The sequence below is a fragment of the Agrobacterium rosae genome (genome assembly GCF_002915175.1).
Taxonomy (GTDB): domain Bacteria; phylum Pseudomonadota; class Alphaproteobacteria; order Rhizobiales; family Rhizobiaceae; genus Agrobacterium; species Agrobacterium rosae.
The window spans coordinates 818072-836702 of sequence record NZ_NXEJ01000008.1 but is presented as its reverse complement, the minus strand read 5'-3'; the positions used below and the strand labels follow the sequence as shown (position 1 = coordinate 836702).

Sequence of the window (18631 nt, the reverse complement as noted above, 5' to 3'; positions counted from 1 at the left end):
ATTTTGAGGCTTTCCGGCGCAGGACATGCTTTCGGGATATTCCAGTATAAACAGGGGCCGGACGTGCCGGTTCCCCGCAAATGTCATTTATTCAAGGCGGCATCGATAATCGACTTCGCTGCTTGAAACGCCGCCTCTATACCCATTTCCGACGTATCTAGCAAGTGCGCGTCTTCAGCTGGTTTCAAAGGGCTATCACTGCGGCCCATATCGCGCTCGTCACGCTTTTTCACATCCGCAAAAACCGCGTCGTAATCCGCAGCGCCACCCGTCGCGATAATCTCGTCATACCGACGTCGCGCACGAACCTGCGCCGAAGCCGTGACATAGAGCTTCACGGGCGCTTGTGGGCACACCACAGTGCCGATATCACGCCCATCCAGCACCGTTCCCGGCTCCCTTGCCGCAAACGCCCGTTGCGCTTCCACCAGCGCACGGCGAACAGCGGGCATGACGGCAACCTTGGATGCGGCCTCGCCGACCTCGTGCTTCGCCAGCACCTCACGGTCCAACGCGGACAGATCGAGCCCAAGCGCTATCTCTGCAGCTATCGCCTCGTCATCCAGCGGTAAGCCGACATCCAGCAAAGCTTTTGCTGTGGCGCGGTAGGTCAGCCCGGTATCGAGATGGTGAAAACCATAGACCTGCGCAACCCTGCGCGAAAGCGTTCCCTTACCGGCAGCGGCTGGCCCGTCGATCGCGATCGTGAATGTCATTATAGCTATATATCCCGCTTTGGATGGGCAGATTGTTTGGCAGACGGTTATTATAAGTCGGAAGACGGATCATCAAGAGACCCACGGTCGATGCTCTTCAGATGCGGCTTATAAAGTTTATCTTTGACACGAAAGGCATCAGCGATTAATGGGACCGGCTAGAATTTTATCGTCTACTGCCGGAAATACGGCGTAAACACCGAACCCATCTCACAATTCGAGGCTTAGACAGTGGCAAAAGCGGACCTTGGAACCAAGCGTACAGATCCCGATACCGGCAAGAAATTTTACGACCTGAACCGCGACCCAATCGTTTCCCCTTATTCGGGCAAGTCCTGGCCGCTTTCCTTCTTCGAGGAAACGACTGCAGCCAAGAAGATGGAACAGCAGGCTGAAGAGGAAGAAGTGGCCGAAGTCGATACCGAAAATACGGAAGTCGAACTCGTGCCTCTGGAAGACGCAGATGGCGACGCCAGCGCTGACGATATCCCTGATATCGAAGGCGATGACGACGTTGAACTCGATGATGACGACGACACGTTCCTTGAAGCCGACGAAGACGAAGATGACGATGACGTTTCCGGCATCATCGGCGTAAACGGCGACGACGACGAAACCTGATTTCCACAGGATTTATCGCCCGGCGTCAAAAAAATGTCGTCGGGCGAACTTTTCGGCTTGCCATCTTCCAGAAGCAGAAGTATCAAGCCGCCACCGAACGCAATCAAACGCTTCGGTTCCCGGAACCGGATTATAAACACCGGAACCCTTATGGGGCTATAGCTCAGCTGGGAGAGCGCTTGCATGGCATGCAAGAGGTCAGCGGTTCGATCCCGCTTAGCTCCACCAAATTTCCTAGATTTCTATATTTGATAGATTTACCAGTATCTTCAGTGATATTGACGTCGCGCTCGCAACACGTTTCCCAGACTTCGACGCAGGTTTGCGGCACTCAAGATTCGTGAGCGACCAGGCAACAGATGCCGGGTCAATCTCCGAAATATCCCCTCGATGTATCTGTTCTATAACGCTGCAATTACGGTCCAGTGAGTAGCGGAAGCAACTGGCTGCCTTGGCGCTTGATTTCAGAGAGATAGGGCGTGTCGGACAGCACGAAATGGCTGACGCCAAGAGCTTCATATTTGCGGAGCGAGCGCGCGACATCCTCGCCTGAGCCGACGAGCCAGGTGGTGCCTGCACCGCCACCGCCAAACTTGCCCGGTGCCGTGTAGAGGTTGTCATCCAGAACGTCCCCCTGCTGTGAAAGGTTCAACAATCGTTGCTGACCAACCGCGATACCGTGACGATGGTCCTGCCAGTTGCCAGCGGCTCCATCCGCCATCTTGGCGACCTTTGCTTCCGCTTCCGCCCAGGCCTGCTCCGTCGTGTCGCGCACGAAGGTCGTGATTCTGAGGCCAAACTCCAGTGGCGGCAGGTCGCGGTCGAGTGTCTTGCCATGCGCCTTGAGACGATCGATTCGTTCGCGCACACCATCCAGCGGTTCGCCCCAGAAAAGCTGCACGTCAGCTTCCGTGGCAGCCACGCGCTCGGCCGCTTCCGAAGCACCGCCGAAATAAAGCTTCGGATGGCGGCGCTCACCAACCGGTATGAGTCTTGGGGCGACCGTAGAGCCTGTGACGTGGAAATGTTCGCCGCTGAACGTGACGTTTTCTTCCGTCCACAGCCTGCGGACAAGCCGCATGAATTCCTTTGTGCGGGCATAACGTTGCGCCTGGTCACCCTCCTCATCGCCATAGGCTGCCAGCTCATCCGGTCCGGAGACAACATTGACACGCACACGGCCGCCGCTGAGGTGATCGAGCGTGGCTACTGACGATGCGAAGTTTGCCGGTTTCCAATAGCCGGGGCGCACGGCGATCAATGGCTCGAAGCTCGTCGTGCGCGCAACGAGCGCCGTTGCCAGGGTGAATGTATCGGGCCTGCCCCAACCGGTGCCGATCAGTGCACCTGTCCAGCCGTACTCTTCCAAGGCTTTTGCCTGAGACGTCAGCGTATCCAGACCGTTGTGGTCAGGACTGCTAGCATCACCACGGTGGCCAGCTTTGATATCATTGGGGATGTACCAGAGAAATTCTGAATGGTTGCTCACGACCTGTCCGTCATCTGATTGCGAAGTCGATAGCAAAAAAATCGATTTCGGTATCGCCGCCAAGCACTTGTGCCGCAAAATCGGAGAGCCGATCATGTGGCCAGTGGATGGCCTTTGGACAAGGCTAGGTTCCCCAGCCCGTTTCATCAACATCGCCGCGTTCTCTAATGGGACGCAGAACGAGAACAGAATCGCTGACGTTCGATCAAATGTCGAAAACTATGCCGTTGGCTGACGCGAAGACGTTCGCGCCGTGTCGATAAGGTTTTGCTGATGGAAATGGAGGCTGGCTTCAGGCCACGCTTGGAGAATGTTTTTCCAACGCGACGTATTCCCAAACCGCGACCAGCAGAAGAACGCTTACGGCGGATATCTGCATCACGTAGAGCGGCATGCCCTGTAGAAACAGCAGGACGACAAGGATGCCGATGCCGGCGAAATGCGATATCGGCCGAATATAGGATGCAGCAATCTTGACCCCGATGTTTCCCGCAAGAAACAGGATAGGGCCGCCCACGATGGCAAGAGCCTCTCGAAGCGTGGACTGGTCGTGACTGTGAGACAGGCTGAAATCCTCGCCGACCGCCGTCAATATAATACCCGCAACGATGGGCAAATGGCCGTAGTTGAACAGGGCCTGGCCAATCTTTTCCGGCTCGGCGGTTTCTTCCGCCTTTTCAGAGGCTTTTTCCTGACCGTGATGGAAATAGATCCACCACATCAGGACCGTGCTGGCGAAGGCGGAACAAAAAACAACGAAGCTGAGGCTGGAATTCATGTGGTCCGTTGCCGTGCGACCGGTGGTCAGAACCGTCTCTCCGAGGCAGATGATAACGAAGAGTGCGCAGCGCTCTGCCAGATGTTCTCCCGAGAGATGCAGCTTTTCTTGCTTTCCGGTTTCGAGGCCAGGAAAATAATATTTCATGGCAGGGCCGAGATATTCGATGCCGATGGCAACGACCCAGAAGCCGATCTGCCACTCAAGTCCCGCAGACAAGCCGCCGATGATCCAAAATACGCTCGATACCGCAAGCCAGAGCGCCATGCGGGAAAATGTCAGGGAGTTTTCATGGTCCACACCCTTGAACACATAAAGCGCAAACAGCGACCGCATCAACTGCATGCCACTGTAAATTAGCGCGAAGGTGAAGCTCTGGTCATGAAAGGCTTTGGGCAACGCAATTGCCAGCAGAACGCCAGCGAACATCATGGTAAAAAGGAAAAGTCGCACCAACCCCGCTTCGGTGTTGAGTAGATTGGTAAGCCACGTAATCTGTACCCACAGCCACCAGAGCGCCAGAATGATGATGGCCGCTTCCAACAGCGCTGTTGAGCCGAAGTCCTTGGCCAAAGTGTGCGAAAGCTGAATGAGCGCGAAAACGAAAACAAGGTCGAAGAACAATTCGGGAAAAGTCGGCTTACCCGCCTCGGCATCTTTCTGCCGAATGAGATGCCGCTTCGGATCAGTCTTGACGCCCGAAGTCTCTGTCGATTTGCTCATGCTTGCCTTGTCCCCTTCACAACAGATGATCCCGATCGTCTAACGGCTACTTAGCCGCGATCTGGGAACGCGCCTGTTCACGCGCCAAGGCCTGATCGCGACCGAAAAGCGCGACTTCCTTTGAATTATCAGGGAAAAAACGTGGGCCTACGAGCCTGACTTGCTTGCCGCTGACATCGGCGACATAGTGATGATCTGCAGCGTTGGACCGCTTTGCTTCGAAAGTGGCATGTGTCTGTTTGACATCGAGGCTGCTGACTTCGATGTCCTGAGCTATCGCAACAGTCCCGAAACACATAACGGCACCCACAGCGGCGCATACGGCAACGCGCTTCATCAACAATCTCCTGAATGTATTGAGCTTTTCTGGCTCATCAACACAACAGGCGATGGTTTGGTTCCATGGTTTTGTTCATGTCCATCATAGGCGGACATATCTCGTGACGCTGGCGCGAACAACGGCGCCCTTCGCAGTGCATCAACGACGGAAGTGTGTTTTAACTTTTCCTTGAACAGAAGCGGCATGGAAGATTCGTAGGACGTATGATGAGGGGCACAATTCTAGACCGTTCACGGCAGGTAGCGCTGCAGATCTATGACATACTGCACAAACGCATTCTTGACGTTGAGCTGGCTCCCGGGACAGTACTGTCGCGCGCCTCGTTGCAAATCGAGTTCGGCGTTAGTCAGACGCCCGTGCGGGATGCCGTGATGCGTTTGCAGGAAGAGGGTATCGTTGACGTTTATCCGCAATATGCGACGGTCGTGGCCAAGATAGACCTGCGGCATGCGCAGCAGGCACAGTTTCTGCGTCTCTCGCTGGAATTGGAAGCAATCAAAAAACTGACGAACGAAACGCCTGTAGAAACGGCAGCCGAGCTCGCAGCCATTCTCGAAAAGCAGAGATCTTTCGCGTCACCCGAAACCCATGACAATTTCGACGCGGCAGACCGGGAATTCCATCACAAGCTTTATGAGCGCGCCGGTATCATCGACCTCTGGAGCAATGTACGCAGGCAAAGTGTTCACCTTGACCGTCTGCGCCGGCTCAATCTGCCGATGCCGGGTAAAATGCAGACCGTTCTCAACGATCATCAGGCAATCGTTGACGCCATTCGCTCTGAAAATCCCGGCAAGGCCAGAGAGGCGCTGAGGAAACATCTGTCCGGAACGCTGTCGATCACCGATCTTATCAGAGAGAAGTTTCCCGACTACGTGCAGGAGTGATCGTCAGCCACATCCAAACTTGATATATTCCATAAACATGATAGTTGCTATCATATATGGCATCCATCTTTACCAAAGCCTAAGTGCGGGACTGCTCTAAAGCATTGTCCGAGTTCGTGGCATTGTTTGATTTGCCAGTCTTCAAACCGAACGAGACGGGTTCAGGATTGTGACGTATCTCCACTCGATGACCAGCTTCACGGACGGTATCCGCGCGATCGGGCCTGCAAAGTGGCGTGGCCTCGACGGGCTGGTGAGCGTATTCTGGGACGCCGAAGCGCATGCGGGAGCGACAGGATATTACCTTTCGCCCGACCCACGTATTGTCATATTCTTCAACGATGTTTCGCCACACATACTCATGGCAAACCGGGATAGCGGCGTAGCGGCGCATTATCGACCGATGAAAAGGGCCATTTACGTACCGGCTGGCGTACCGCTTTGGACGAGTTTCACCTCGTTTCACCGCTTTTCGCACCTCGACATCCACCTCCACAAAGACAGGCTCCTGAAATATCTGTCACCTTCTGTGGGACCGTCGATCGCGTTGTGCGCGCTTCGCAGACCCGTGGAAATTCAGGACACGCGGGCGCTTGAAACCCTCGCAAGTCTGTTGGTGGACGAACTCTCCAGCCCTTCGCGACACGCCGTCTATGCGGAAAGCCTGGTCGGCAGCATTGTTGCAGGCTTGCTCGACATCCCCGGCGAAGCCGACGACCAGACGAATGCGCGGCTGACCCAAGCCCAGATGAACAAACTGATCTCGGTTGTGAATGCGCGCGCCGATTACCGCATGACGGTTGGCGAGATGGCCGAAACCGTCGGTCTTTCGGAAAGCTGGTTTGCCAACGTCTTTAAGCAAACGACAGGCACGACACCGTTGCAATGGCAACTCGGCAAACGCATCGGCCTTGCGCAGAACATGTTGGCCGAAAGCGATCTGAGCGTCGCAGCGATTGCCGCGCAACTCGGATTTTCAGATCAGGCACATCTGACGAAAACTTTCAGACAGGTATCGGGTGAAACACCCGCCGCATGGCGTCGTATGCGGCGGATTGGGTGAAATGGGTCCATCCGCAGTCGTGCGGATGGAACATTTATATCACCACGTCTGGCGCAGCGTGGCGTAAATTGCGCGACCAGGGTTGTAATATTGCCCACCAGAATCTTTGCTCGCGATATGTTTTTCGTCGAACAGATTGCTCGCGTTGAGCTGAAGTGTCGTATTTTCCTTGATCTTGTATGTGAACGCTGCGTCGAACACCACTGCACTTTCTGAAGCGATCGTATTCTCGATGTTCGTAAAGTAACTGTCAGTGTAACGCGCACCGAGACCAAACGTCATGTCACCACGAACACCTTGACCTTCCAGAGTATAGGTTGCCCAAATCGAAGCGACATGTTTGGGGACGCGCATGAGGCGATGTCCATCATTTGCACCGCCGGGCTCTTCGATCTTGGAATCGATGTAGCTATAGGCCGCGACTAGGTCAATATTGTCCGTTAACTCCGCCTTGGCCTCAAGCTCCAGGCCGCGGTGGCGGATTTTATCAACCGTTGCAGGTACATAGCTAACACTATCATAAACAGTGAAGTTTTCCTTGGTCAGGTCATAAAGCGACGCGGTAAACATCGCAGGGAAAGAATCCGGCTGATATTTTACACCCACTTCGTATTGTTTGCCGGTTGTAGGCTCCGTGCCAACGCCGGGCGGCGCTGCTGACTCAGCGTAGCTTGCAAAGGCGGCGAATTCCTCGGTAATTTTGTAGCTCAGGCCAATCTTCTTGCTGAGTTCACTGTGGTCATCGGACGTCGTGGCGCCAGACGACGATTGTGTTTGGCTAAGGTCAAGCCAATCGTTACGCAAACCAACGCTCACGGTTAGCCTGTCTTGGTAAGTGATGTCTTGCTGAAGATAAATTGCCTTCGTTGTCTGATCGTTCCCATTTCCGGGGGTTAGTCCAACACTGGGACCACCAGCATAAATTGGATTTGCGGGGTCAATCGTCGGCGCAGCAACATACAGGCTGGCCTCCTCCGATTTGAAGTTGTTGTATTCTACGCCGATCAGTGTGCGGGTCTCGAAACTGTCGAAGTCCCGCTCATATTTAAGGTTTGCATCGATAACAAATTGCTCGGAAGATTTATCGCTGCCAAAGAAATAGCGGTTAACAGGAGTTACTCCTGGCGTATTCACAAGACCTAGATAGGCACTCCCAAATCCCGTATTCGTTTCACTATATCGCGCTTTAGAACCGAAGCTAAGTCCGTCTCCAAAGTCGTGATCGAACATCAAGCTATAGGTGTTGCGGTTGGTGTTGTTGAAGTAATAATCCGGCTCGCCGAAGAACTTGCTCCTGTCGAAGTCTGAACCGAGAGGATGCCCGCCACTACCTGGCACGCCATCCTTGTTAAGATGATCGAAGACAAACGAAAGGCTCGTGACATCCGTAGGACGCCATGTCAGGCCGCCCATGAAAAACTTCTCGTTATCCTTCGAGTAGTCATACTCGGCGTCTGCATTTTGGAGCTTCCCGGTCAGGCGATAGGAAAGTGTATCGTCTTCGGTGATGTTGTCGCCAAAATCCAATCCAACTTCTTTATGATTGAACGAGCCACCAGTTACGTAAGCCTCTCCGAAACGCTCACTCTTCGGTAATTTGGTGACATAATTCACCGCGCCACCGGGTTCGGCTGATCCGAAACTGCTAGAACTCGTCCCTTTTAGAACTTCGATGCGTTCAAATGCATAAGGTTCTTCGCGAACTCCACCGAATGTCCTGCCGATGGCAAGTCCGTCCCGATACGTATAAGGCGTAAAGCCTCGGATATCGAAGAAATCCCACCGATCATCCGAACCATAAAAATCAGTTACGACCCCGGCAGTGTATTGCACGACCTGTTCGACACTGCTGGCACCACGCTCCTCGATTTCCTTGGAGGTAATGACAGAAACTGAAGCTGGGGCAGTTAGGATATCTGCCGGCATTTTCCCAGCGGCAGTCGTCTTCTTTGCCACGATGGACTTGGAATCGTCATCGCTACCCGCACCCTGAACAACGATCGTTTCAAGAACCGTACTGCCGCCTTGGCTTGTCGCCTCCTGAGCAAGCAGCCTTACAGGCGCTAAAGCGACAAGGGCCGTGCAACCGAGCAATGCGGCTCTGCGATAACGGCGTTGCGAGGTTGCCTGCTGGAGGCTCGTCGTTCCATTGCTCATGATCAAATTCCAGAAATCGTGTTGCTGTGTCTGGCAACCTCGGCGAAAACCCGGTGCCCCCTGTTGCGCAGATAACTTGAGAGCAAAGGTCTGGTATTGTAAAATCCCACGGATTTGTAAAAAACCACGGAAACTTCGTTGCTCTTGGCAGCGGGTTGTCACATCGGTCTTGACGTTCAGTGGTGAAGCTGAGACGTGAAGTCAACTTTTAATGTCCAGAGGTTTCGCCGATGCTGCGCTTCGTCCGCGCTTTTGCGCCAATTGTCACATTTCTATCCCTGATCGCCTTCAGCAGCGCCTCTGCACAGGACGAAACGTCGTATCCGATCATTATAAAACACGCCTTGGGCACGACCACGATCAAGAAAAAGCCACAGCGGATCGCGACCGTTGCTTGGGCAAACCATGAAGTGTCGCTGGCACTTGGCATCGTGCCGGTCGGTTTCGCGGCGGCCAATTTCGGTGATGATGATGGCGATGGCGTGCTTCCCTGGGTGGCAGAAAAGCTGAAGTCTCTCGGTGCTGCAACACCCGTTCTTTTCGATGAGGGTGATGGCATCGATTTTGAAGCAGTCGCTGCCACCAAGCCGGACGTCATTCTGGCGGCCTATTCCGGGCTTAGCCAAGCCGACTACGACACGCTGAGCCAGATCGCGCCCGTTGTTGCCTATCCGCAATCGCCATGGGCAACGGATTGGCGCGATATGATCCGCTTCAACAGCGCAGGCCTCGGCATGGCCAAAGAGGGCGAAGCCTTGATCACGCGCATCGAAGGGGAAATTACCGACGTCGTGGCTGGCTTCCCCCAGCTTAAAGGCAAGTCAGCGATGTTCGTGACGCATCTGGACGCTAACAATCTCAGCACCGTTAACTTTTACACTGCCAACGACTCCCGCGTAAAATTCTTCGCCGATCTGGGTTTGGCGTCGCCGAAAAGCGTAAGGGAAGCAACCAAGCCGGGCCAGTTTGCAGCTGCCGTGAGCGCGGAACGCGTGGATGCGTTTGACGATGTCGATATTGTCGTCACCTATGGTGGTCAGCCCCTGCTGGATGCCGTGCAGGCCGATCCGCTACTGTCGCGCATGCCGGCAGTCGAGCATAAATCCATCGTCATGCTGGGCCGAAATCCACTTGGCACCGCCGCCAATCCGACACCGCTTTCGATCTCGTGGATTTTGAAAGATTACGTCGCCCTGCTTGCCAATGCGGCAGAAAAGTCGGCTGGAAAACATTAATGACGTTTCGATACGTCAGGCAACGGTCGCCGAGTGAGGTGATGAAGCGGTCCAACGGGACCAGATCCTTCTGGCTGCTGTGTCTGCTTGCCACGCTTGGTCTCCTTTGCACGCTCTCCGTCGCCATCGGTACGCGGGATGTCGATTGGGGGGATATAGTCGCGGCGCTGGGTGGCCAGGCGGACAATATCGGTCAGGCGGCTGTCGCTGTGCGTATTCCGCGCACCGTGCTTGCTTTGGTTGCCGGTGCAGCACTCGGTCTTTCCGGTGCCATCATGCAGGGTGTGACGCGCAACCCACTGGCGGATCCCGGAATTCTGGGCGTCAATATGGGCGCTTCGCTTGCCGTCGTCATCGGAGTTGCGTGGTTCAATATCGACTCGGCCAACGCCTTCATATGGACTGCAATCCTTGGCGCGGGGTGCTCGGCGGTCTTCGTTTATACCATAGGCTCGCTCGGCCGAGGTGGTGCAACACCGCTCAAGCTTGCGCTTGCCGGTGCGGCGACATCCGTCGCTTTCTCCTCACTGGTGATTGCGGTCGTGCTGCCCCGAAACGATATCGCCGGGGGCATTCGCTCGTGGCAGATCGGCGGCGTTGGTGGCGCTACGTTCGACCGGATTTCCCATGTATTGCCGTTTCTCGCCATCGGTTTTCTCATCAGCATGCTGTCTGCTCGAAAGCTCAACTCGCTGGCATTGGGTGACGAGCTGGCCGCAGGCCTCGGCGAACGTGTGGCCATTGCCCGCGCATTTTCAGCTCTTGGTGCCATTTTGCTATGCGGCGCGACGACGGCGGTCTGTGGGCCAATCGGTTTTCTGGGTCTGGTCGTGCCGCATCTCTGCCGCCTGCTGGTCGGGGTAGATCATCGCTGGCTGCTCCCTTTCTCAGCGCTGGGCGGTGCTGGACTTTTGCTTGCCGCCGACATCGTCGGGCGCATCGTCTCCCGCCCTGCCGAGCTTGATGTGGGCATCGTGACGGCTCTTATCGGCGCACCGTTTTTCATCTGGGTCGTCAGACGCCAAAGGGTGCGCGAGCTATGACCACGCTGTCTCCGATCATCACGGCACTCGTCGAAAACCGCAGCAGACATGCGCGGCGACGCGTAACCGTCATTTCGGTCCTCACGATCCTGTTGATTGCGATCTTTTGTCTGGCTCTCGTTCTCGGCCAGTCCTTCACGCCGCCAGCAGATGTGGTGCGGGTTCTGCTGGGCGAAGATGTTGCCGGCGCAAGCTTCACCGTGGGCCAATTGCGTTTGCCGCGCGCCCTTCTTTCGGTTCTGGCAGGGCTGAGCTTCGGGCTTGGCGGTGTGGCCTTTCAGATCATGCTGCGCAACCCGCTGGCCAGCCCCGACATTATCGGCATCAGTTCCGGTGCCAGCGCCGCAGCCGTCTTCGCCATCGTGGTTCTGTCGCTGAAAGGCCCCATCGTCTCGGTCTTTGCGGTGGTCGCGGGGTTGGGCGTGGCGCTGTCCGTCTATGCACTCTCTTCTCGAAACGGTGTTGCGGGAACGCGGCTCATTCTCGTCGGGATCGGCGTTTCCGCAATGCTGGAGAGCATCATCGCCTACATCCTCTCCACTGCACCCGCGTGGAACCTGCAAGAGGCCATGCGGTGGCTGACGGGAAGCGTCAACGGCGCGCAGTTGTCTCAAGCCCTTCCGCTTCTGCTGGGATTGCTTGTTTTCGGCGGCCTGCTGCTCAGCCGTCGCCGGGATCTGGAGGCATTGCGGTTGGGCGATGATACGGCAGCGGCGCTTGGCGTGCGTGTCGGCGTTACCCGTATCGTGGTGATCGTCGCAGCCGTTGGTATGATTGCCTTTGCGACAGCGGTCACCGGGCCGATCGCCTTTGTCGCATTTCTTGCAGGGCCGATAGCAGCCCGCATCGTCGGCAACAGCGGGTCACTGCTTATTCCCGCCGCGCTGATCGGCGCATTGTTGGTGCTGGCAGGAGATTACGCCGGGCAATTTCTGCTACCAAGCCGCTATCCGGTCGGCGTGGTCACAGGTGCGCTGGGCGCACCCTATCTGATTTTCCTGATCATACGCGTCAACCGGACCGGAGGCTCGCTTTGACCGCTCATTCCCTGACTGCCAGCCAGCTCTCCGCCGGTTACGGCGATAACGTCATACTTGAGGGCCTCGATCTGACCATTCCGCCGGGCAAGATCACCGTCATCGTCGGTGCCAATGCCTGCGGCAAGTCAACGCTTCTGCGCACCATGTCGCGGCTCATTTCTCCGCGCCGGGGACATGTGTTTTTGGACGGCAAGTCCATTCACAGCACGCCGCCCAGAAAACTGGCGCGGACATTGGGCTTGCTTCCGCAATCTCCCATAGCACCAGAAGGCATAACCGTTGCCGATCTCGTCAGCCGTGGACGGCACCCGCATCAGGGATTGTTGTCACGCTGGACCAGTGCGGATGACGAAGCCGTTGCGACAGCCCTTGACGCGACGAAGACCTTCGAGCTTGCAGAGCGACCTGTCGATGAACTCTCGGGCGGACAAAGGCAGCGTGTCTGGATTGCCATGGCGTTGGCCCAACAAACCGAAATCCTTCTGCTGGATGAACCGACGACCTTTCTGGATATCAGCCATCAGGTGGAGGTTCTCGATCTTCTGACCGACCTGAACCATATCAGGGGCACAACCATCGTCATGGTCCTGCACGACCTCAACCTGGCTGCCCGCTATGCCGACCACCTCGTTGCAATGGCGGCAGGACGTCTTCATGTCACCGGTACGCCTGAACAGGTTTTGACAGAACAAAACGTTCGTGAAGTCTTCGGCCTGGAAAGCCGCATTATAGAAGACCCCACATCGGGCAGGCCCATCATGCTTCCCATTGGTCGCCACCGCATGGCATGATTCAAGAGCGAACCTCCCGCTCCGATCAAACTTTGAGTGCTGTAATCAAACTGTCATCAACCATGGGCATTTTGCCGACCATTGGCGACATCTGCTGTTGCACACTCAATTTGTACAAAAATGAATAAGGAGGCTGTCATGGCCAATTTGGGCGCGTACCCCTTGCTCCGTTCAGCACTGCTGGCATCCTTGGCAGCGCTCGGCATGGCTTCCCATGCACAAGCTTTCGACACATCTAAACCTTCAGGTGTCGGTTTCGGAATCAGCGTACCAACCCCACATGTTCAGTACCCACTTCCGATCACCGAAAACTATTACAACCAGACAGGCAAGAATTCCAAGGGCGAAGAGGTTCGCGCCTATGATGACAAGGACAATCCGGTCATTGAACTCCTGTCCGGTTTCAATCGTATCTGGACGCTGGGTGATGAGAAATGGGCCGACGGTGGTGCCAATGGCGATGGTCCGACCGATTACAGCAAGGTGACAGTTCTCAATCCGGATATCTGGACTGAAAACATGCGCTACGTTCTATCCGTAACCGGCAAGAACCGTACGGATGCGGAAGCTCTCAATGCCTATCTGAACGACCGTCGCTCACAGGGTTATAGCGTGATCGAAGGCCTTGGGCCGTTGGCTCACTGGTACCGCGAGGGCGCGGGTGCCACCACCACCATCAACCACACGCTTGAGGACTTCAACGTCAACGAGGTTATCACCAAGCGGGAAGACGATAAGGGCACCGAGGCTGGTGCGCCAGATTCCGAGTTGAAAGATTTCGTCGCCTTCATGAAGCTGATGCGTGGTCCGGAAGGGACGACGTCGCCAGCGAAGTACTTCTATTCGACACCACGCCCCTGGCGTATGAACGCCAAGGGCGAAGTCATCGAAACAGGCACCGAAACCATCGGTGACAAGACATTCGAGCGCTACGAGACCGAGCCTGACGTCACGGTGCCTGCCTTGCGATATGCGCGTGAAAATCGCGGTCGCGCCAAAGATGGTGGCTTTCCAAGTGGGCATACCAACGCGGCCTATCTCTCGGCCATCGCCTATGCTTACGCCGTTCCCGAGCGTTTTTCGGAATTGCTGACCAAGGCATCCGAGCTGGGTGATACCCGTATCGTGGCGGGCATGCACTCACCGCTCGATGTCATCGGCGGGCGGATCACCGCGACGGCCATCGCTGCTGCCATTTTACATGATCCGAAATTGGCGGATGCAAAGAAGGCTGCGCATGACGAGGTGCAAGCCTATTTGAGCAAACGTCTTCCGCAGGGGGAAAGCTTGAGGGACTATGCCCATAGTGCTGATATTTCCACTGACCGATTTGCCAATGACGCGCTCAACAAGGCGGATTTCCGCAAGCGTATGACCTACTCATTCAGCCGGGACACGGCTGCACCGCAAGCTGCGATGGTGGTGCCTGAAGGTGCCGAGGTGCTGCTGGAAACCCGCCTTCCCTATCTGGACGATGCACAACGACGCGCGGTTCTCTTCTCCACAGGCATAGAATCCGGCTATCCTCTACTGGACGATAGCAATGGCTGGGGCCGGATCAACCTTGTTGCCGCCGCCTCCGGTTACGGTTCGTTCAATGGTGATGTGACCGTGACGATGAATGCCGCAGCTGGCGGGTTCAATGCGCAAGATCGCTGGACGAACGATATTTCCGGGCCGGGCCGACTTGTGAAAACCGGAACGGGTGCGCTGGATCTTGACGGTGCCAACAGCTATTCCGGCGGTACTATACTGAAGGACGGAATACTGACCGCTGCATCCAGCACAGCGCTTGGAACCGGCAGCGTGCTGGTGTCTGGCGGAACGCTGAAGCTTGCAGCGTCAGAAGTAGTGAATGTCACCGGCGATTACAGTCAGACGGGTGGCACGCTTTCTCTGGATGCGAAGCACACTGCGCTGCACATCAAGGGCAAGGCTGTCATCGACGGAGCGGTACTTCAACTCAATTTCGAGGACGATGCTCCGGCGTCTGGATCGAGATTCGAAGTATTGTCGACGGATGGTCTCAGTGGCAACTTTGCGTCGATTGAAACGGGCGGCGTGACGGTACGCCCGGTCTACACCGGCACCACACTGTCCGTCATCGTAGAATAACCGGCGCATCACCTTTCATAGAGGTGCCGGTCCTAAAAGGCCGGTGCCTCTTCACAACGATCCCGACTTGCGCTAAAAGCCGCAACCGTAATCCGGTCGCAGCCCACCCGGTCAAAACAAGGGATCCAACCTATGAAAACCATCGTCATCTGCTCCGGCGGATTGGACTCCGTTTCGCTTGCGCATAAAATTGCAGCCGAAAACGAACTTATCGCACTCGTCTCCTTCGATTATGGCCAACGCCATAAAAAGGAACTGGACTTCGCAGCGCTCTGTGCAAGCCGCTTGGGTGTTCCACACCACATCATCGACGTCCGCACCATTGGCGCGCATCTGACAGGGTCCGCGCTGACGGATGACGTCGCGGTGCCCGATGGCCATTATGCCGAAGAAACAATGCGCTCGACGGTCGTTCCCAACCGCAATGCCATTATGCTGACAATTGCATTCGGCCTGGCTGCTGCCCAGCAGGCAGACGCCGTTGCCATTGCCGTTCATGGTGGCGACCACTTCATTTATCCTGATTGCCGTCCAGGTTTCATTGACAGTTTCAACGATATGCAGCGCCACGCGCTGGAAGGCTATGCAAACGTCAAGCTCTACGCGCCCTATGTCACCGGCTCCAAAGCCGACATCGTGACCGACGGTGCTAGGCACGATACGCCCTTTGCCGAAACGTGGTCCTGCTACAAGGGCGGAATGCGCCACTGTGGACGTTGCGGTACCTGTGTGGAGCGGCGCGAGGCTTTTCATCTGGCAGGGGTTGATGATCCCACGGACTACGAAGACCCGGACTTCTGGCTTGCGGCCACCAGCGCCTATGTCGCGCAGGAGGTGAACTGATGTTTCGCATTACCAAGGAATTCCATTTCTCCGCGTCGCACCAGCTGAAAGGCCTGCCCGCAGATCACCAATGCGCGCGGCTACACGGCCACAATTACATCGTGGAAGTGGAGCTTTCCGGCGAGGCGTTGAACGAGCATGGCTTCGTACGCGACTATCAGGAGTTATCGCCACTGAAGCACTATATCGATGATCACTTCGATCACCGTCACCTCAATGACGTACTGGGGCATGACATGGTGACCGCTGAGCGCCTTGCCCACCATTTCTATGACTGGTGCAAGGCGCGCCTGCCGGAAACCAGCGCGGTGCGTGTCAGCGAAACTGCAAAGACATGGGCGGAATATCGCCCGTCGCGTCAGTCATGAGCAGCACCAAGGACACACCCATCCGGATCAGCGAAATCTTCGGTCCGACCATTCAGGGTGAAGGTTTGCTGATCGGCGTTCCCACCATTTTTGTGCGCACCGGCGGCTGCGACTATCGCTGCTCGTGGTGCGATACGCTTCACGCGGTGGACAGCCAATATCGCGATGATTGGAAGCCGATGTCCGTCGATGCCATCTGGCAGGATGTCACAACGCTTTCCGGCGGCAAGCCTTTGACCGTCTCCCTATCCGGCGGCAATCCTGCCATCCAGCCGCTCGGCAAACTCATCGAGAAGGGGCATGGCGAGGGTTATCGTTTTGCGCTGGAAACGCAAGGCAGCATCGCCAAGGACTGGTTTGCCGATCTCGACTATCTCGTGCTCAGTCCCAAGCCTCCCTCCAGCGGCATGGACACTGACTGGAACGCGTTTGAGCACTGTCTAGAAAAAGCAGGAGGCGGCCCACAGACCGCTTTGAAATTCGTAGTCTTCGATGATGCGGATTACGCTTATGCGAAACATGCCGCGGCCCGCTATCCTCATCTCGCAGTCCATCTCCAGCCGGGCAACCATACGCCTCCACCACCGGATGACGACGATGCCCTGGTGGATATCGACGGTGTGATGGACCGGATGTTGTGGCTGGTCGACAGGGTCAGCGCCGACCGCTGGTTCGACGTGCGCGTACTGCCGCAACTGCATGTTTTGCTTTGGGGCAACAAGCGCGGCGTCTGAAACGGCATCACACCTTGCGGATATGAAACCTGTGGCCGGAACTCGTCGCAACGGCCTCCATCAGACGATGACCATCTTCCCTGCACATATGGGGAATATCGATGACGGCCAGAGGATCGCTGGTTTCGACCCAGAGTTCATCACCCGTTGCCATGGCCAATAGTTTTTTGCGGGTTTTTAAAACAGGAAGGGGGCATTTCAGCCCCCTTAGATCATAGATTTCAGCGTCGGGACGCGTCATTGCTTGGACCAGAATTTCCAGAATGGTTTCTTCTGGGCATCATCGGCCTGTGGCGGTGCCGAGAAAGCTAGCGGATTGAGGGCTGGAACTGGCACACTCTGGGCAACGGCCGTTGGCTGTGTTGGAGCCGCTGGCGCTGCCGTTGCCGCAACCATAACCGTGGGTGCAACGCGGGCAGCAGCCGGTTGTTGCGTTCCAACCGTCGCCGCAGTCGTTGCGCCCGGGTTGGATGCCGAGGCCATCGCTGTTGCGGCCTGTCCGGAGATACCCTTGGCCGCCTTCTTTTCCATCAGCGCAGCGAATTCGGTTTCCTTCATCAGCTTCCCAGCCTTGAGGGCAGAGCCGGTGGGCGCATAGGCAGGTTCGCGACCTTTGCGTTTGGCGGCAACCAGCGCCTTGCGCTCGGCTTCGCTTGGATCGTACCAGACCATGCCGTCCAGCTTGCTGGTCGCCTTGGCATAAGCGACATCATAGGTCTTGGCGTAGCTTTGAAGCGCGCTGGCAAGCGCTGGCGGCGTGCTCATCTTCGGGCAAGAGGCAGAAGCGTTGAATTGGCCGCCTTCAGCCTGCTGATTGAAGACATATTTCTTTTCGCAGACATTGACCTCTGGTGGGCGCTTGGTGACTTCGAAATTGTCGTAGCCAACCTTCAGCATTTTCCAGAATTCATAATGCTCGCTGTTGCGGTGGCGCGCCATATTTTCCGCCGACATGCGGAAAGGCAGTGCCTGAAGCTGCACGGTCTTTTGACCGCCCTTGAAGGCGTCACGTGCAAAACCGTAAATCTCCAGCACCTGCGCGTCGGTCATCGAATAGCAACCCGACGACGAGCATGCACCATGGATCATCAGATTGGTGCCGTTACGGCCATTGGCCTGATCATAACGGTTGGGAAAGCCGGTGTTGATGGCGAGGTAATAATTGGAGTTCGGGTTCAGATGCCCGGGCGTCAGATTATAGAAACCTTCAGGTGCCTGCCGGTCGCCTTCCTTGACTTTGGGACCCAGTTTACCCGACCACGCGCAGATGTCGTAAGACGCAATAACGTCAAAGCGATTGTCGCGTTTGGCCTTCCAGATTTCGAGCTTACCCTCTTCCTTGAAGATACGGATCATGATCGGCGCATTGCGATCCATATTCTTCTTGTCCATTTCAGCCAGAATGGACGCGGAAAGCGGGTAATCGACCTTGTTTTTTACATGCGAAACATCACGCTCGACTGTTTCGAGCGTTTCGTTGCAGCCTGCGAGCATAGATGCGGTGCAGGCAAGAAGCGCAATATGTCTCAAACGCATGGCGTTTCACCGGTTTGCAGGAGGTGACACGGTGGTAAAATATTTCCGATTTGAATACAAGTCTGCCGACTTGCGATCAAAAGGCTATTTTTGGAAGATATTTCCCGGAAAGCGTTCATCGTGTCATCGGCTTTATCAAAAATTCTTGGCAC

General features: G+C 55.9%; 18 protein-coding genes and 1 tRNA gene. 12 read left to right on the top strand and 7 right to left on the bottom strand.

Annotated features, from left to right (window positions below; genetic code table 11):
- Positions 1–83: 83 nt before the first annotated feature.
- Positions 84–716: a (d)CMP kinase gene (gene cmk / locus CPJ18_RS19595; protein WP_077118561.1), complete on the bottom strand. Its 633-nt coding sequence runs from the start codon at positions 714–716 to the stop codon at positions 84–86.
- A 231-nt stretch (positions 717–947) separates the two neighbouring features.
- Between cmk and CPJ18_RS19590 the strand changes: the two genes are divergently transcribed.
- Both CPJ18_RS19590 and CPJ18_RS19585 read left to right on the top strand, forming a co-directional pair.
- Entirely contained in the window at positions 948–1337 is a 390-nt protein-coding gene (locus CPJ18_RS19590; RefSeq protein WP_077102720.1) for a TIGR02300 family protein, read from the top strand.
- A gap of 152 nt (positions 1338–1489) precedes the next feature.
- Positions 1490–1565: transfer RNA gene (locus CPJ18_RS19585), tRNA-Ala, on the top strand.
- Positions 1566–1752: 187 nt separating this feature from the next.
- Here CPJ18_RS19585 and CPJ18_RS19580 read toward each other — a convergent pair.
- From CPJ18_RS19580 to CPJ18_RS19570, 3 genes are all read right to left on the bottom strand, one after another.
- A complete protein-coding gene (locus CPJ18_RS19580) occupies positions 1753–2826 on the bottom strand; it encodes an LLM class flavin-dependent oxidoreductase (RefSeq protein ID WP_077118652.1) in 1074 nt (357 codons plus the stop codon).
- Positions 2827–3118: 292 nt separating this feature from the next.
- Positions 3119–4327: a low temperature requirement protein A gene (locus CPJ18_RS19575; RefSeq protein WP_103659660.1), complete on the bottom strand. Its 1209-nt coding sequence runs from the start codon at positions 4325–4327 to the stop codon at positions 3119–3121.
- Between the two features lie 46 nt (positions 4328–4373).
- Entirely contained in the window at positions 4374–4664 is a 291-nt protein-coding gene (locus CPJ18_RS19570) for a hypothetical protein (RefSeq protein WP_077118557.1), read from the bottom strand.
- A gap of 209 nt (positions 4665–4873) precedes the next feature.
- Here CPJ18_RS19570 and CPJ18_RS19565 point away from each other — a divergent pair, with 209 nt between their 5' ends.
- Both CPJ18_RS19565 and CPJ18_RS19560 read left to right on the top strand, forming a co-directional pair.
- Positions 4874–5554 carry a GntR family transcriptional regulator gene (locus CPJ18_RS19565; RefSeq protein ID WP_244554384.1) on the top strand — a complete coding sequence of 227 codons (681 nt, stop codon included), beginning with the start codon at positions 4874–4876 and terminating at the stop codon, positions 5552–5554.
- Positions 5555–5723: 169 nt separating this feature from the next.
- The gene (locus CPJ18_RS19560; protein WP_103659659.1) at positions 5724–6617 is read left to right on the top strand and encodes a helix-turn-helix domain-containing protein; all 894 of its coding nucleotides are present in this window, start codon (positions 5724–5726) and stop codon (positions 6615–6617) included.
- A gap of 39 nt (positions 6618–6656) precedes the next feature.
- Here CPJ18_RS19560 and CPJ18_RS19555 read toward each other — a convergent pair whose 3' ends face one another.
- Positions 6657–8774: a TonB-dependent siderophore receptor gene (locus CPJ18_RS19555; RefSeq protein WP_077118552.1), complete on the bottom strand. Its 2118-nt coding sequence runs from the start codon at positions 8772–8774 to the stop codon at positions 6657–6659.
- A 230-nt stretch (positions 8775–9004) separates the two neighbouring features.
- Here CPJ18_RS19555 and CPJ18_RS19550 point away from each other — a divergent pair, with 230 nt between their 5' ends.
- From CPJ18_RS19550 to queE, 8 genes are all read left to right on the top strand, one after another.
- Positions 9005–10009, top strand: coding sequence for an iron-siderophore ABC transporter substrate-binding protein (locus tag CPJ18_RS19550; RefSeq protein WP_103659658.1), 1005 nt, complete (start codon positions 9005–9007; stop codon positions 10007–10009).
- Positions 10009–11052: a FecCD family ABC transporter permease gene (locus tag CPJ18_RS19545; protein ID WP_103659657.1), complete on the top strand. Its 1044-nt coding sequence runs from the start codon at positions 10009–10011 to the stop codon at positions 11050–11052. The genes CPJ18_RS19550 and CPJ18_RS19545 overlap by 1 nt, the downstream gene beginning before the upstream one ends.
- Complete coding sequence (locus CPJ18_RS19540; protein ID WP_077118546.1) at positions 11049–12089, top strand: FecCD family ABC transporter permease; 1041 nt, start codon at positions 11049–11051, stop codon at positions 12087–12089. Before CPJ18_RS19545 ends, CPJ18_RS19540 begins: the two co-directional genes overlap by 4 nt.
- Positions 12086–12883 carry an ABC transporter ATP-binding protein gene (locus tag CPJ18_RS19535; RefSeq protein WP_077118544.1) on the top strand — a complete coding sequence of 266 codons (798 nt, stop codon included), beginning with the start codon at positions 12086–12088 and terminating at the stop codon, positions 12881–12883. The genes CPJ18_RS19540 and CPJ18_RS19535 overlap by 4 nt, the downstream gene beginning before the upstream one ends.
- Positions 12884–13021: 138 nt before the next feature.
- The gene (locus CPJ18_RS19530) at positions 13022–14998 is read left to right on the top strand and encodes an acid phosphatase (RefSeq protein ID WP_103659727.1); all 1977 of its coding nucleotides are present in this window, start codon (positions 13022–13024) and stop codon (positions 14996–14998) included.
- A 132-nt stretch (positions 14999–15130) separates the two neighbouring features.
- Positions 15131–15841, top strand: a complete 711-nt coding sequence (gene queC / locus CPJ18_RS19525) for a 7-cyano-7-deazaguanine synthase QueC (protein ID WP_077102698.1) — start codon at positions 15131–15133, stop codon at positions 15839–15841.
- Positions 15841–16209 (top strand): 6-carboxytetrahydropterin synthase QueD, encoded by a 369-nt coding sequence (gene queD / locus CPJ18_RS19520; protein ID WP_077102696.1) that lies wholly within the window; start codon positions 15841–15843, stop codon positions 16207–16209. Before queC ends, queD begins: the two co-directional genes overlap by 1 nt.
- Positions 16206–16943, top strand: coding sequence for a 7-carboxy-7-deazaguanine synthase QueE (queE, locus tag CPJ18_RS19515; RefSeq protein ID WP_077102694.1), 738 nt, complete (start codon positions 16206–16208; stop codon positions 16941–16943). Before queD ends, queE begins: the two co-directional genes overlap by 4 nt.
- Positions 16944–16950: 7 nt before the next feature.
- On the opposite strand, the gene CPJ18_RS19510 is transcribed toward queE, so the two are convergent.
- Both CPJ18_RS19510 and CPJ18_RS19505 read right to left on the bottom strand, forming a co-directional pair.
- The gene (locus tag CPJ18_RS19510) at positions 16951–17184 is read right to left on the bottom strand and encodes a sulfurtransferase TusA family protein (protein ID WP_077102692.1); all 234 of its coding nucleotides are present in this window, start codon (positions 17182–17184) and stop codon (positions 16951–16953) included.
- Positions 17181–18479, bottom strand: coding sequence for a L,D-transpeptidase family protein (locus tag CPJ18_RS19505; RefSeq protein ID WP_077102690.1), 1299 nt, complete (start codon positions 18477–18479; stop codon positions 17181–17183). Before CPJ18_RS19505 ends, CPJ18_RS19510 begins: the two co-directional genes overlap by 4 nt.
- Between the last annotated feature and the right edge of the window lie 152 nt (positions 18480–18631).

Excerpts from the sequence above, each read along its gene's own strand:
- queE (WP_077102694.1), top strand. The coding sequence starts at position 16,206 with ATGAGCAGCACCAAGGACACACCCATCCGGATCAGCGAAATCTTCGGT.
- CPJ18_RS19565 (WP_244554384.1), top strand. The coding sequence starts at position 4,874 with ATGAGGGGCACAATTCTAGACCGTTCACGGCAGGTAGCGCTGCAGATC.
- CPJ18_RS19505 (WP_077102690.1), bottom strand. The coding sequence starts at position 18,479 with ATGCGTTTGAGACATATTGCGCTTCTTGCCTGCACCGCATCTATGCTC.
- CPJ18_RS19570 (WP_077118557.1), bottom strand. The coding sequence starts at position 4,664 with ATGAAGCGCGTTGCCGTATGCGCCGCTGTGGGTGCCGTTATGTGTTTC.
- queD (WP_077102696.1), top strand. The coding sequence starts at position 15,841 with ATGTTTCGCATTACCAAGGAATTCCATTTCTCCGCGTCGCACCAGCTG.
- CPJ18_RS19540 (WP_077118546.1), top strand. The coding sequence starts at position 11,049 with ATGACCACGCTGTCTCCGATCATCACGGCACTCGTCGAAAACCGCAGC.
- CPJ18_RS19510 (WP_077102692.1), bottom strand. The coding sequence starts at position 17,184 with ATGACGCGTCCCGACGCTGAAATCTATGATCTAAGGGGGCTGAAATGC.
- CPJ18_RS19575 (WP_103659660.1), bottom strand. The coding sequence starts at position 4,327 with ATGAGCAAATCGACAGAGACTTCGGGCGTCAAGACTGATCCGAAGCGG.
- cmk (WP_077118561.1), bottom strand. The coding sequence starts at position 716 with ATGACATTCACGATCGCGATCGACGGGCCAGCCGCTGCCGGTAAGGGA.
- queC (WP_077102698.1), top strand. The coding sequence starts at position 15,131 with ATGAAAACCATCGTCATCTGCTCCGGCGGATTGGACTCCGTTTCGCTT.
- CPJ18_RS19545 (WP_103659657.1), top strand. The coding sequence starts at position 10,009 with ATGACGTTTCGATACGTCAGGCAACGGTCGCCGAGTGAGGTGATGAAG.
- CPJ18_RS19550 (WP_103659658.1), top strand. The coding sequence starts at position 9,005 with ATGCTGCGCTTCGTCCGCGCTTTTGCGCCAATTGTCACATTTCTATCC.
- CPJ18_RS19530 (WP_103659727.1), top strand. The coding sequence starts at position 13,022 with ATGGCCAATTTGGGCGCGTACCCCTTGCTCCGTTCAGCACTGCTGGCA.
- CPJ18_RS19555 (WP_077118552.1), bottom strand. The coding sequence starts at position 8,774 with ATGAGCAATGGAACGACGAGCCTCCAGCAGGCAACCTCGCAACGCCGT.